Raw genomic sequence first — 14,985 nt, 5'->3', positions numbered from 1 at the left:
GCCGGCCCGGATGGACGCGCACGCCCGGAAACAGGCAATGGGAGTGAACATGGGCGCGGTCCTGGATGAGAGGAATCATTCTAGAATTCACATGATTCAATCTCAATTGAATTTGAATTCAACATGACTCCCACTCTCGGTCCCAACGCGCCCACGCTGCGCCAGCTGGAATTGCTGTTATCCCTGGCCTGCGCCGACGGTATCGCCAGCGCCGGCGCCAAGATCGGCATGACCGCGTCGGCCACCAGCCACGCGCTGCGCGCGTTGGAGTCCACGCTGGGCGTGATGCTGATCGACCGCAATGCGCCGCAGCTCGAACTGAGCCACGCCGGGCAGCAGATCCTGCCGCACGTGCGCGACCTGTTCGCGGCCCTGCAGCTGATACAGGCCACCGCCAACGCCAGCGAGGGGCTCAAAAGCGGCGTGCTGAAGATCGGCTCGTTCGGCCTGAGTTCGTCGCTGCGGTTGCTGCCGCCGCTGCTGCGGCAATTCCGCCAGCGCTATCCCGGCATCGACCTGCGCGTGTTCGAGAAGGCCGACGCCGACATCGAGCAGGACCTGATCGAACGCCGCCTGGAGATCGGCGTGGTCACGCTGCCCAAGCCGCGGTTCGACACCCTGGCCATCGCCCACGACGAGCTGGTCGCGGTGGTGCCCGCGAACCACGCGCTGGCCGCCGCCGACACGATCGAGGTCAGGAGCTTGGCGCAGTTCCCCTTCATCCTGACCCACGCGGGTTCGCAGGGCCTGGTGGCCAGGATGTTCAGCCGCGCCGACGTCACGCTCAAGGTGACGCACGAGCTGTCGCAGATGCTGTCCATTCTCGACTTCGTCGCGCGCGGCGAAGGCATCTCGGTGGTGGCGGCGCTGGCTTTGCCCGCGAAGTATGACGGCGTGGTGTACCGGCCGCTGACGCCGCAGACCTCGCGCCGGGTCGGGCTGGCCTGCCTCAACGAGGGCCGGCTCTCGCCGGCGGCCGCGGCGTTCTGGAAACTGGCCAAGTCGCTGGCCCGCAAGCGCGCCGCCTGAGACGACGCAAGCGGCCGAGGCCGCAGACCGACAAGGACAGGACCGTATTGACGCACGCGCCAACGCGTGGTCAAACAACAAGTAAGGGCCAGGTTCACCGTCAAATTCGGCACATTGACGACGATGCCCCGGCCGTCTAATGCCGGCTGAACCAATCACCGGAGAATGGGCTGTGAACAAAGTCGAATCGACAGGCAGCGCCCTGGGCGCCTGGGCCGGCAAATCGGCCATGGCCGCCGGCGCCGGCGGCAAATCGTTCGCCGCGACGCTGCAGGACGCGCAGGACGCGGACGCCGGCCGCCACAAGCTGGGCCTGGCCGCCCAGGGGCCGTCCGACGCCGAGCAGGAATTGCAGGATTACCTGACGATGTCGCCGGCGGAACGCCTGTTCACGCAGATCCTGCAGTCGCTCGGCATCACCAAGGAACAATATGCCGCGATGACGCCCGCGCAAAAGGAAGAAGTCGCCAGAAAGGTGCAGGAACGCATCAAGGAACTGGCCAAGCAGGAACAGGGCGCGGCCGGGCCGGTCTGACCTCACGCAGGCTGCGCGGACAGGCGGCTGGCGCGCGCCCAGGACGGCGCGGCCAGCGCCTGGCGGGCGCGTTTCACTTCCCCGCCGACGCGGTCCACGCTGATGCCATAACGCAGCGCCACCTCGCGCGGCGACAGATCCTCGACGCTGCGCGCCAGCAGGATTCCCTGGCGCCGGCTCGGCAGGCCCTGCATCGCGCGCAGGCACGACAGCAGCTCGGAACGGGCTTCGGCCACCTGGGCCGGCCCCGGCGCCTCGTCGGCGTAGGCGCCCTGCTCGTCACCTTCCTGGCCGATCTCGCGCCAGCCCTGGCGCATGCCGTCGATGGCCAGGTTGCAAGCCATGCGAAACACGTAGGCTGCGGGGTTGCTCACCTCGCGCGCTTCGCAGGAAGCCAGGCGCAGCCACGCGTCGTGCAGGCTGTCGCCCGCCAGGTCCTCGCAGCCCAGGTAGGTCGCCAGGCGGCAGCGCAGGTCGTCGTAGTGGCTGGCGATGAAGCGCTGCAGCGCCGTCGGCTCGCCCCCGCTGGCGGCGCGCGCCCCGCCCGCGGCCGGGCGCGCGTCAAGCAGGGCGGCCGTCATGGCTGCCAGTTGCGCCGTTCGGTCGGCGTCAGCGCGGCCTGCTGCGCCGTCGTCAACGGCCCGTCGCCGACCATCTGGAACACGCTGTCGGCGCGGTAGAGCGGATCCTGCCCGGCGTTGGCCGCCGGGCCCGGCGGCCGCGCGCCGGCCGGCAATTGCTCGTCGCCATACCCCAGGATCTGCACCGAGATGATCGAGGGCATCGACTGCCGCGCCGCGGCCCGGTCGCGCTGCATCACGTCCTGCGCGGCGCTGGAGGCCGACGAGGCCGCGGCGCTGGCGCTGGACAGGGCATTGGTGTTGACTGTCGCCGCCACCGGCACGCCCTTGCTGTCGCCCTGCACCTGGATGTTGGCCGCGTTGACCACGTGCAGCGCCGCCACGTTGACGTTGCCCGACACGCGGATGCCCGCCTCGCCCGCGTCGATGGTGCCCAGCGGCGCGATCAGGTCGACGTCGCCCGCCGGCACCTCGGGAATCGGCGCCAGCGTGCCGATGCCCGCGCCGCTGGAAGGCACCGTGGGCGACAGCGTGACGTTGCCGTAGGCGTCGTAGACGCGCTTGGGCGGCGTGTACAGCACGGTGGTCTTGGCGCCGCGGCCGGCGTTGATGTCGCCCTCGGCCGACCACGCCTGGATGTGGCCGCCGAAGGTGGTCATGATGCGGCTCTGGCCCAGCAGCACGCTGCCCAGCGCATACAGCTGGATGTCGCCCTGCCCCTGGGTGACGATGCCGGCGCTGGCGGGCGGCGCCACGCCCTCGACCCCCAGCACCTGCTGCCCGCCCGGCGTGAGCAGCTGGATGTTGCCGCCGAAGCTGGTGCGCAGCCCGGCGCCGCCAAACATGGTGAAGGCGCCGTCATAGCGGATCGGCGCGCCGTTGGCATCGACCGCCGGGAACAGCGCGGCGATGGCGCGGCGGCCGCGCAGGTAGCTGCCAAAGCGCGCGCTGGCGTCGTCGTTGTACTCGCGCCCGCCGAGCTTGAGTTCGGCGAAGAACAGCTGGCGCGCATAGATGCCGCGCTCGGCCGGCGGCAGCGCCGCGAGCGCGGCGCGCGCGTCGGCCTCGCCGCCCGCGTAGCCGTGGCGGGTGCGCAGCCAGTTCACCAGGTACAGCCCGCTGTCCTGCGCGAAATCGCGGGCCAGGTCGCGCCGCGCCCGGTCGGGATCGGCGTCGCGCAGCGACTGCTGGCGCGCCAGTTCTGCCGACGCGCCGGCTTCGTCGCCGCTGTAGCCGAAGCGCTGGCGCAGCCAGTCGGCCAGCGTCAGCTCGCCGCCGTAGGCCTGCGCCACCTTGTCGGGACGCGCGGCCAGGCCGGTCCCCGCCGGCAAGGCCCGCTCGGCATCCAGATAGCGCGCCAGGAAGCCCTCGTAGTCGGGCCCCGCCGCGCCCACGCCGGCCAGCACCGCGATGTCGGCGCCCGGCCGGGTGTCGCCGCGGACGATGGCGCCCAGGCTGCGCACGCTGGCCGCGTCGTCCTGCCGCACCTGGCGCGCGGCTTGCATCAGCAAGGTGCCGGGACCGGCCACCTGCGCGTTGGCATAGACGATGTCGCGGCCCGCCTGGATCAGCGACAGGTCGCGCGCATCGTTGTGCAGCGCCGTCACGTCCAGCTTCAGGATGTCGCGGCCGGCGCGCACCGAGACTGGCAAGGCCGCCTCGTGCCAGGACAGCACGCGGCGTTCCGGCTCGTTGCCGATATTGACCAGGGCCGAGACGCCGCCGCTCCTGAGGCCGACGATATCGCCATTCACGGCATAGAACCTCGCGACCGGACCGTTGTCCGGGTGCAGGCTGCGATCGGTGGCGGTGTTCGGGCCGAACACGAACAGCGGCTTGCTGCTCGCGGATTCGGCCACCGCGCCGCCGTCCGCCGCCCGGTTGCTGAGCTGCGGCGCGCTGGTCCCGTCCAGGGAATAGGCCGTGAACGCGGGCCGCATCGGGGTCGGCAGGGCCGTGTCGGCGCCCGACATCGACACCGCATGGCCGCCCTGGGCCAGGATGGAGCCGGCCGACAGCAGTTCGAGCTGGCCGCCGGCCGACGGCGCCAGCAGCAAGATGGTGTTGGCGGTAGCCGCGTTGCCGACGCCCGGCGCCAGCACGATATTGCCGCCCGCGGCCACGGCGCGCAGGATGGACGGATAGACGTAATAGTTGGCCTTGGCCTGCCCGCCGGGGCTTTCCGACGCCACTTCGCTGCCCAGCGAGAGGCTGTTGGACGCCGACATCGGCGACAGGTTGCCCCCGGCCGAGAACAGGTTGACGGCCGTCGCCGGGGTCCAGAGCGTGAACCAGGATTCCGCGCCGCCCGGCGTCGCCGTGGTGGCGCCGGCCTTCAGGTACGGACTGCTGTTGAGCGGCGCCACGCGGCCCGGGTCGCTGACGGCGCCCAGCGCCAGGTCGCCCCGGGTGTCGATCCAGGCGGTGGCATCGCCCAGCACCAGGCGCGGCGCGCCGAGCGGCACGCCGCCCGCCAGCGCGAACGGATCGGGCGCCCGCAGGCCGGCGCCATCGCCGAACTTCGGCGACAGGCCGCCGACCTGGCCAGCGTCCAGGGCCAGCCGACCGCGCAGGTTGACCAGCACGCCGTTCAGGTCCAGGTTGTCGCCGCCGCCCGTGCCGCTGGTGAACAGCGTCGACATCTGCGTGGCCCGCAGGCCGGGGTTGAGGCTGCCGCCGACACGCAGATCGAGATCGCCGCCTCCGGTCAGCACCAGCTTGCCATCGACCAGCCGGCCGGTGCTGCCCACCGCGGCGCTCAGACCTTGCGAGCGCGGCACGACGCCGCCCTGCGCCGCCAGCGCGTCGCCGCGCGCATCGCGCACGCCGGCATCGCGGCCGGCGCTGATGCTGACGTTGCCGCCGCCCAGCGTGCCGAAGCCGGTGAAGCCGACCAGGCGCGGTTCGCGCTCGGAGACGCTGCCGCCCGACACGTAGGTGCCGAAGTTGATCCACCAGGCCGGCGCGATATCCGCCACGCCGGGCATGCCGATCACGCCCTGGCGCCACAGCCAGTTGCCGGTCGTCGCGCTGGCGTAATGGGCCCGGCCGCCCAGCGTGTCATCCTTGCCCGCGGTCAGCGTTTCCCTGGCCCAGGCGTCGCCGTGGATGTCACGGCCGGCCTGCACCACCAGGTTGCCGCCGCCGTCGGGATACCAGGCGCGGTAGGCGGCCATGGCCGCGTCGTACTTGTGGTCGTCCAGGATCATGCCCAGCGGGCCGCCGAACTTGCCGTCATGGCCGCGCGCCAGGTTGTAGTCGGCATCGCGCGCGCCCAGCGAAGTGGGCGCGCCGGCCGTGTAGACGCCATACATCGACGTCATGGCCACGTCGCGGCCGGCCAGCAGGGTCAGGTCGCCGGCGCCGGTGCGCAGCACGCTGAACGCCGGCGAACCAAAGCCATAGCGGTACTCGCGGGTGATGGTGGTCTCGGCCTTGCCGCCGACGCAATAGCTGGCGTCGACGCAAACCTCGTCCGCCGTCTTGCCCAGCAGCGCGGCCAGTTCGTCGACCGTGCGGCCGGCCCAGCTGGCGTCGCCATGCCAGCGCACCGAGCCCGCTTCGGACACCCGGCGCGGCGCCGGCACGCAATAGGCCGGCGACATGCCGCACAGGTCGGCCTCGCCGCCGAAGCCCATTTCCGCGGCGACTTCCTTGGCCAGCCGGCCGATCAGGGATTCGGACTCGCCCCATTCCTCGATGAACTGGCGCGTGATGACCAGGTCGCCGATGAAGACGGTCGTGATCGTTTCCTTGGCGCGCGCCGCGACGCCGTGATGCGCGTCGGCCAGCACGATGTCGCCGGTGCCCAGCACGTTGCGCGCGCGCAGGTCGGCCGAAGCGAGGTCGGCGCCCGCCACCAGCGTCAGGTCCCAGGCGGTCGCGCCCGGTCCCAGCATGGGCGCCAGGGCCCAGTTGCGCCCCTGCTTGCCGTCGGCCCCCTGCGGCCGCAGGTTCACCGGTTCGCCGTTGAGCAGCACTACGCGGGTCTGGCTCGGGATGATCGCGCCTTGCGCCAGGGTCACGCGGGTCGCGGCCTCCAGCATCACCGGCAGGGCCACGCCCTTGGGCCAGACGAAGGCGCGCATCGCGGCCTGCGAGCGCAGCACGAAGCCGGCGCCCAGCTTGGCGCCCGCCTGCAACGCAAGCGCATTGGCCAGCACCGTGCCGGCCCGCAGCACGCTGCCGTCGGCCGCGGTCACGTCGCCGGTCAGCACCAGGCCGGCCGGCAGGGTCACCGGCGCATCCAGGGTCATGGCGACCGGCAGCACCGTGCCGGCGGGCAGGGTCGCGGCCTTGGCCGACAGGTCGTAGTTCAACGCCCGGCCGGCCGGGAAGCGCGTGCCGGCTTCCAGATTGATGCCCCCGATCGGCACCACCAGGTCCTCGCCGAACGGCGTGACCGGGGTGAGCGGCGTGGTCGGCAGGCGGCCCTCGACCAGCTTCCAGCCGGAAGCGTCGTCGGGTGAATCGGGCGGCGGCGCGAAGCCGTCGTTGATGCTGCCGTACAGGTTCAGGTTGCCGCCGGCGCGCAGCACCAGCACGCCCGGCTCGCCGTAGCCGCGCAAGGCCGGCGTGTAGCGGTCGGCATTGGGGCCGTAGCGATGGTTCGACAGGTCCAGGTCGCCGACCACGCTCAGGTCGCCATCGGCGGTGGCGCTGACGACCTCCACGCCGGGCCGCAGGCGGTAGCCGCCCAGGCCCGCCAGGCGCGCGCCCAGCGCCGCGTTGCCCAGCGCGGCATTGATGAAGGCCTGGCTCTCGCGGTCGATGCCGTCGAGGTAGCCCTGCGTGATTTCCTGCGGGCGCTTGCCGTTGACGTCGGGCGCGCTGGCCAGCGGCGCGTCATCGTAGCGGCGGAAGGCGTTCACCGCCACGGTCCGGGTGCCGAGGATGGATGGCGTGCCCGCCACCACCAGCGCCACGTCGTTGGCGCCGTCGCCGGAACCGGCCATCGCGCCGCGCTCGGCGCCGCCCCCCAGGCGGCGCGCGTTCAGGTCGAGCGTGCCGCGCGCGACGCCATCCTGGCGCGGCGATTCGGTGCCCGCGCGCAGGTCCACGCGCGCGCCGGCGCCCAGGGTCAGCGTGCCTTCGCGCGCGGTCAGGTCGACGATGGCGCGGTTGGCGCTGTCGATGACCTGGCCGTAGCTGTCGACGCGCAGGCCGGTGGCGTGGGTGTCGAGCAGGCCGTTGACGATCAGGTCGCGCTTGGCGGCCAGGCGGATGCTGCCGACCTGCTGGCCGCTGGCGTCGATGCGGCCATTGACCGTCAGGCTGCCGCCGTCGAGCACGATCTCCACATGGCGCGCCCGCACCTCGTCGCCGACGGAGAGATCGCCCTGCTTGATCTGGAAGCGGCGCGCGCCGGTCACGCCGCCATCGTTCAGGCGGGTGTTCAGGCCGGCGAAATCCGCCAGCGATTGCGCCCGCAGCACGATTTCGGCGCTGTCGTACGGCGCCAGCGTGCCGCCCGCGTCGTACAGGCCCGAGGCCGAGCCGAGCACGACGCCGGCCAGGTCGATGCGGCCCGCGCCGGCGCCCAGCGCGATGGCCTGCAGGCGGCCGCCGCGGTTGTGGCGCGCCGACAGGTCGACGACCGATCCGGCCGCCAGCGTGATGTTGCCCGCCACGCTCTGCAGTTCCAGGTCGCCGCCCCAGCTGTAGCGGGCGGCATCGAACAACTGCACCTCGCGGCCGGCCAGGTCGATGCGCGCGCCGGCGCCCAGCGTGATGTCGCCGTCGGCCTTGATGGCCAGCTTGCCCGAAGGCAGCACCACCGTGGTATCGACGACGACGCTGCCACCGGCCAGGCTGAGGCTGGCGCCCAGCGCCTTGCGCGCTTCGGGCGCCGCGCCGGTGCCCGTGACACGCAGCGCGCCGCCCGCCTTGAACGCCAGCTCGGCGCCGGCCTCGCCGGTCAGCAGCGGCGTGCGGATCAGCAGATCGCCGCCGCGATAGCGCCAGCCGTCGGCGGCGGTGTAGCCGTCCTGCTCGTGGTAGACCACGACGCCGCCCTTGGCGCTGCCGGTGATCATGCGCCCGGCGTCCAGGGTGACGGCCGAGAAGCCCAGCGCCAACCGGTTGGCCGCCACCAGCGGCGACGGCAGCTGCAGCGGCGACGCTTCCAGCCGGATGACGTCGGCGGCGATGTCCAGGCGGCCGTGTCCCAGCTGGTCCAGGATGGCGCCGCCCGGCGCCTGCGGTTTCGACGAGCCCAACGGCACGTTGCCGCTGCGGTCGGCCGGGATCGACCCGGCCCAGACGAATTCGTTCGCGGCGATGGTCGCCACGTCGCCCGCCGCGCCATAACCGTAGATGGCGGGCGCGCCCAGGACCAGGCGTTGCAGCGACCGGCCTCGCGCGTCGAGCGACACGCTGCCGTAGACGTTGACCGACTCGCCCGCGGTCAGGATCAGGCTTTCCAGCGCCGGCGCGCCCAGCGCGGTGTTGCCGCGCAGCAGGTTGGCCAGCACATTCTGGTTCAGGCCCATGCCGGGCGGCAGCTTGCCGGCGGCGCCGGCCTGCGCCAGCGCTTCGGCGCTGCCCAGGTTGACGGCCGAAACGCTCAACGCCAGGTTGCGGGTGCCGTACTGCACCGTGTCCCGCAGCGTGAAGGCGCCGTTGGTCGCCGCGCTGATCGACCCTTCGGACAACAGACGCGCCGGGCCGGCGCAATTGGCCAGGCACGCGCCCACGTCGATGGCCGCCGGCGCGCTGTCGCCTACCGGCAGCAGATTCACCAGGCCGTTGGACAGCGCCAGGACGCCGCCGAAGTCCGTGACGTAGTAAAGGCCGTCGCGCGCATCGCGCGATACCGCGCCGCGTCCCAGGGTGGTCAGGGTCGCGCCGGATTCCACCACGATGCCGCGGCCGCTGCCGGAGGTGTACAGGAACAGCTCCGGCGCCGACAGTTCGACGCCGCTGCGCACCAGCAGGGTGCCGGTCGGCCCCGACAGGCGCATGCCCCCGGCGGAGTTGATCTTGCTCGCGCCCAGGAACATGGCGGCGGGCGCCAGCGCGTTGAGGTCGGCGGCCGACACCGCCGCGGCCTGCGCCCCCAGCGTGGGCGCCTGGCCCGGCGCCAGGATTTCCAGCCCGGCCGCGGGGCCGGTCACCACCAGGGCGCCGGCGTAGCCGCCACTATCCGACGGCACGCCGAAGCGGGTGCTGCCGGCAAAGCGCAAGGCGGCCTGGCCGTCCATGCCGGCGCCGGCCTTCAGCGCCAGCTGCAGCGTGCCGGCGTCGACGGTCAGGCCGGCGCGCGTCACGCCGGTGCGCGCGGCGTCGGCCACCACGAAGCGGTTGTAGGAAGTCTCGTTGTACTGCGCATGGCGCCGCACCACGTCGCCCGGCGTGATCAGCAGCCGGTTGGCGAGCGCCGCCTGCTGGCCGGTGCCATTGGTGCCCAGCCAGCCGCTGGCGACCCAGCTGCCGCCGCGCGTGCGCGCCGCCGGCGCATCGGCGAAGCCCTGTGCGCCCAGTTCGACGCGGAAGGCGCCAGGCAGCAACGCATAGGTGGAAGGCAGCAGGGTGTAGGTGCCGGCGGGCAGGCCGGGCACGCCGGCGCCGACGGTGACGCGCCGCCCCACCGCCGGGTCGCCCGCGCCCGCGTCCGGCGCCAGCGGCGCATAACCGGCGCCGTACCCCGGCACGATCGCATAGACCGCGTTGCCCGGATTGCTGAAGCTGAATCCGGGGTTGGCGTCGGCCAGCGCATGGCGCAACACGTCCACCGAGCCGCCGCGGCCGCGCACGAACGCCGCGCCGGTCAGTTCGCCCCCGCCGGACAGGTCCAGCACCGCGCCCTCGTCCACCTCGGCGCGCTTGACGGCCAGCAGGATCTCGCGGCGCAGGCCGCCCAGGATGTCGCCTTCCACGCCGACCGGCCGCACTTCCTGGCTGCCGTAGAGATACTTCACGCCGTCGACCGTGCCGCCGTAGGGCATGAGCAGACCCTGTGCGCTGATGGAGGTCAGGCTGCCCGGCAGGAAGCGCACCACGCCGGCCGGCCCCAGGTCGTTGTCGAACACGATGCGGCCCAGCGGCGCCCGCACGACGCCGCCCTGCTCGACGCGCGCGCCGGCGAACGAGATGCTGCCGAACACCGAATCCGGCGCCTGCGGCTGCGTGCCGGCGGTGCGGCGCAGGGTCAGGACCGCGTCCGGATCGTAGGCCGTGACATTGCCGGACGGCGAGCTGGTCTGGTAGGTGCCGACCTCCAGGCGACCCGTCGCGCCCGTGCCGGGATAGATCTGCGCCGCGGTCACCGTCAGGCGGTGCGGCGCGCGCAGCTGGCTGCGCCAGGCCAGGCTGGAGAAGTCCGCCATCGCCAGCAGGCGCAGGTCGCCGTTCACATCCACCTGCACGTCTTCGAAGCCCAGCATGTCGTGCTTGCCGCGCACGTCCAGCAGATCGGCCGCCAGCGCCAGGCGGTGGCCATTCTTCAGGCGCCACAGCTCCCTGGGCGCGATCTGCAGCAAGGTGTCGCCGCCGCCCAGGGGCGCATAGGCCGTTTCATTCAAGCGCAGGTAGGGCGCGCTCAGGCGCACCACGCTGCCGGCCGGCGCGTTGGCATACGGCGACAGCGTGCCGGTCAGGCGCAGGCTCTGGCCCATGGCCAGGTCCAGGTCGCCCTCGGTGCGCACGCTGGCGTACAGCGCCAGGTTGTCAAAGCCGCCCGCCGCGATCCGGTCCACGCCCAGGCGCGCCTGGCCATAGGCCAGCGCGGCGCTGGCCTGGCCGGGCAGCAGGCCGTCGGCCAGCGCGCTGGCGCCCTGGTACTGCACCAGCGTCAGCAGGCGCTCGGCCTGCACCGCCAGGTCGGGCGACGCGGCGCGCAGGTAGAAGGCGCCGCCGAGCGACAGGCCCAGCGTACCGCCCGCCGCGCCGGCCGCGCCCGCGGCCGCGCGCAGCGTGCCGTCCAGATGCAGGCTGTTGGCCGAGGCCAGCACGATACGGCCGCCGTCGCCCCCCACCCGCACCGCGCCACGGCCCGGCAGGTCCAGCACGGCTTGCGCGCCCGAGGCGTCCAGCACGGCGCCCGGCCGCACGATCAGGTGTGCATCGATCAGCCGCGATCCGGCATAGCCGCTTCCTTCCCAATCGAGCCGGCCGCCGATCTCGATGGCGCCGCCCGCCTGCACCACGCCATAGCGCCGGCCCTGCGCATCCAGCGCGACCTGGCTGCGTCCCGAGGCGTCCAGCACCGCGTGCTCGCCGATCCAGACCGAGCGCGGATTGGCCGTCGGCGCATACGGCTGCTCGACCAGCCGCGCATCCTGCAGCGAGATCAGCCCGCCGCGCGCCTCCAGCCGGCCCAGCACGGTGATCTGGCCCGCGCCCTTCAACGACAGTGAACGGCCCGCGTCGACGCTGACCCGCGCGCCCTCGCCCACCAGGATGGCGCCGCCGACCGCATTGCGATCGGAGCTCAGCGCCAGGTCGGCGCCGGCGCGTTGCGTGAGCCGGCCGCGCACGGGGTCTTCGGCATACAGCGGCGGCGTCCACAACGACAGCACGTCGGTGGGCGCCAGGCCCGAGCCCGGCGCCTGCGCCGTGCCCATCTCCAGCCGCAGCACCGGCATCAGCACGTCGATGGCCGCGCCGTCGGCGACCGTCACGCCCTGGTGGCCGTTGACCTCATAGCGGCCAAAGCCGCTGCGGAACAAGGACGGGTCCAGGCGCAGCGCGGTCGCGTCCGCGACGGCCGCGCCGCCCAGCACGATGCGGCCGCCGCTCACCACGGCCAGCGTGCCGCCGCCCGTCACGCCATAGCCGCGCACCTCGCCCGCCAGGGTCAGGTTGCCGCCGCTGCCGCCCAGCTGGCTCATCGTATTGGCGGCCAGCGTCACGTTGCCACCCTTGCCGCCCGCCAGCTTGCCGGTCGGCAGCACCGACGCGCCCGCGGACACGTCCACGATGCTGCCCGCCTGCAGGATCACGTCGCCCGTGCCGCGCAATGCCACGCGGCCGCCATCGCGCGTCGGCAGGCCCGCGAGACCGGCGCCGTCGCGCAGCAGGTTGGCCCAGGTGCCGCGCGCATCCAGCGTGACGCCATCCAGGACGCGCAGCCAGGCGCGCGTGTTGGCCGCCGGCGCCAGCGCGATCTCCTCGATCCGGCCCGGCGTGCCCGGCTGCAGCAGCACGTTGCCGATCTGGATCAGGCCGCCGCGGCTGGTGACGTCGGCCCGGACGTCGATGCGCGGCGCATAGAGCGTGATCTCGCCGCCATCGGCGCCGCGCAAGGCGCCATCGACCACGATCTCGCGGCTGGCGGCGATGCGCAGCCCGCCCAGGCCGAAGCCGTTGAGCAGATCGGTGTCGAGGAACAGCTTGCCGGCGCGGTCCTGCGGCAGCGCGGCCTGCAGGTCGATGCTATCGGCGATGCGCGACTGGCCCGTTCCCAACCGCACTTCGGCCACGGTATCGGCGGTCGCGCCGAGCTGGTAATGGACCTGGCGCGTCGCGCTGTCGTAGTAGCGCAGGTTGTTGCCGACCACCAGTTGCGCGCGGCGCGCCACGGCGCGTTGCGACTGGCTGTAGCCGTCCAGCCCGGCCTGCGGCGCGCGGTCCTGGCGCACGCCCTGGTAGGTGTCGGAAACCAGCGTGCCTTCCAGCACCGCGCTACGGGTCGAGACCACCAGCGCGCCGGCATCGCGGCCCACCGTGTAGCCATCCTCGTAGCGCGTGACGGGCGCCAGCAGCGGGTTGTAGAAGCGGCGCGTGGCCTGCTCGCCCCAGCGCTCCGAGCGTTGTTCGTAGCCGCGATACAGGCCGGTGTAGAGCATGTCCGCCGGCGCACGGTCGGCCACGTACAGGCGCCCGTCCTCGCCACGCAGCCAGGTCTGGCGCAAGGTGCCGCCCTGCACGTCGAGCGTGCCGCCCGACAGGTTGATCGCCGAGCCCGCCTGCGTGACGACCTCCGCGCCTTCGAAGCGCACCTGCCCGCCCTGCGCCAGCCAGTGGCTGGCCGGCACCGCCAGGTTGCCGAGATAACCGGCCACTTCCAGCAGGCCGCCACCGCTGTACCAGCGGTCGGCATCGGTGCCGCCATTGCCCGCGGCCACGCGGATCAGGTCGCGGCGATCCAGCCAGACGTCGCTGTTGTTCAGCAGGCCGCTATCGCGATTGAGCGGCGAGTCGCGCTGCTCGTTGCCCTGCAGGTTGATCTTGATATTGTTCGACTCCATCGCGACCGCCACGCCGATGGCCCCGCTGACGTCGATCTGCGCGCCGTCGCGCACCAGGCTGCGCCCGGCCGCCTTGACCGCCACCTGGCCGCCTGTGGCCAGCGTCAGCGAGCCGGACTGGAAGTCCACGGCGCCGCTGCTCTGGATCTGCACCAGCGACAATTCGCGCCGGTTGGCATCTGTCGGCGCCAGGGTCGGCCCGCCGCTGACGCTGGGCAGCATCAGGTTGTCGCGCTGGCCGTCCAGCGCGGTGGCGCCGTCGGCGTCGACCAGGATCGCGGTGGTCGCCGCGGACGACAGGGTCACGGCGCCGTTGGCGCCGGTGGCGTTCAGATGGATGGCGCCGCGCGCGTCGACCGAGGTGGTCGCGGCCAGCACGCCGGCCTGTTCGACCTGGCGCGCGGCCAGCGTGATGTCCCCCAGCGGCGCCAGCACCAGCCCGCGGTTGCGCACGATGCCGTCGCCGGACGGCAGCACTTCATTGCCGCGCGTGGTCGAGGCCACATTGCCCTCGGTGCCCTGCCCGCGGCGGATGACGAAGCTGTCGCCCGCGGCCAGCGCGGCCTGGCCGCGCGGCGTGGCGATGGTGCCGGCATTGTCGACTTCGCGGCCCAGAAGCAGCACGTAGCCGCCCGACTGCGTCACGCTCGACGGGCGGTTGGTCTCGATGCTGGCGCCCGGCCGCAGTTCCACCTTGCCCAGCGCATCGGCGAAGGTCGGCGTGCTGTCATTGGCGCTGTACAGGCCTTTGTCCAGGAACTGCGCGTCGCTGACGCGCGCCGCCGCCGCCACCAGGTTGCGCACGTTCACCTGCGAGGTGCCGTCGAACACCACGCCGTTGCGGTTGACGATCATCACCGTGCCGTTGGCCTGGATCTGCCCCTGGATCACCGAGGGCCGCGCCTTCGGATCGTTGACGCGGTTCAGCACGGCCCAGGACGCCTCCTGGCGGAATTCGACCGTGGTGCGCTGGCCGACGTTGAAGGTCTCCCAGTTCAGGATGGCCTTGTCGCCGGTCTGCTCGATGGTGACCTTGGCACGGCCGGCGGCGGCGGTCTGCACCGGCGCCTTGGCATTGCGCCAGCCCGCGGTCAGCGGATTGGCGTCCACCTTCAGGCCGCCCTCGGCCAGGCCGTCCGGCACGCTGCCGCCAGCGGCCAGCGCGGCATCGCGCGCCGCGCGCTGCGCCGCCTGCTGCGCGGCGATCGAGGCGGCGCTGCGCCCCAGGTTGCCGACCGAGCGCTGCAGCTGCTCGCGCGCGGCCTGCGCCTGGCGGTCGCCGCCGGGCAGCGAGGTGGCCGGCAGGCCATTGGGCAGGCGGCCGGTGGCCAGCGTATTGGCCTGCGTCGCGTTCTTGGCCGCGAACCAGCCGCTGCTGAAAGCGGCGGGCTGGGCCTGCGCGCCTGCGCCGACGAACGCGAGCGAGGCCAGCGCCAACGCCAGCGGCGTGCGGCGCGGCGCGCGGCCACGGGCGAGGGAGCGGGAAGAAAGGCGGGAAGCGAAGCGGGAATGGCCGGGCATGGAAACGGACTCAGGTAAGGGACCGGATGGCGCGCCCTCCGCGTGGGAGCGGGGCGTGCGCCTGCGTTACTTCCTGTCGTGTTTGCCCATCCCGAACCCGAACCGTTTTTTTCGTGAAGCTTTTGTTTCA

4 protein-coding genes are annotated in these 14,985 nt (G+C 72.8%); 2 read left to right on the top strand and 2 right to left on the bottom strand.

The features are described 5' to 3' along the window. Positions 1–123 precede the first annotated feature (123 nt). Together I6I07_RS12195 and I6I07_RS12190 are read left to right on the top strand one after the other, a co-directional pair. Positions 124–1,029, top strand: coding sequence for a LysR family transcriptional regulator (locus I6I07_RS12195; RefSeq protein WP_198486835.1), 906 nt, complete (start codon positions 124–126; stop codon positions 1,027–1,029). 172 nt (positions 1,030–1,201) lie between these two features. After that, positions 1,202–1,564 (top strand): hypothetical protein, encoded by a 363-nt coding sequence (locus I6I07_RS12190; protein ID WP_198486834.1) that lies wholly within the window; start codon positions 1,202–1,204, stop codon positions 1,562–1,564. Positions 1,565–1,566: 2 nt separating this feature from the next. Here I6I07_RS12190 and I6I07_RS12185 read toward each other — a convergent pair whose 3' ends face one another. Both I6I07_RS12185 and I6I07_RS12180 read right to left on the bottom strand, forming a co-directional pair. Next, positions 1,567–2,145, bottom strand: coding sequence for an RNA polymerase sigma factor (locus tag I6I07_RS12185; RefSeq protein WP_198486833.1), 579 nt, complete (start codon positions 2,143–2,145; stop codon positions 1,567–1,569). Continuing rightward, complete coding sequence (locus tag I6I07_RS12180) at positions 2,142–14,855, bottom strand: filamentous haemagglutinin family protein (RefSeq protein WP_198486832.1); 12,714 nt, start codon at positions 14,853–14,855, stop codon at positions 2,142–2,144. The genes I6I07_RS12185 and I6I07_RS12180 overlap by 4 nt, the downstream gene beginning before the upstream one ends. Positions 14,856–14,985 lie beyond the last annotated feature (130 nt).

It is taken from the genome of Achromobacter deleyi (genome assembly GCF_016127315.1).
Taxonomy (GTDB): Bacteria; Pseudomonadota; Gammaproteobacteria; order Burkholderiales; family Burkholderiaceae_B; genus Achromobacter; species Achromobacter insuavis_A.
The sequence above is the reverse complement of the archived record's forward strand: the minus strand, read 5'-3'. Positions and strand labels throughout refer to the sequence as shown.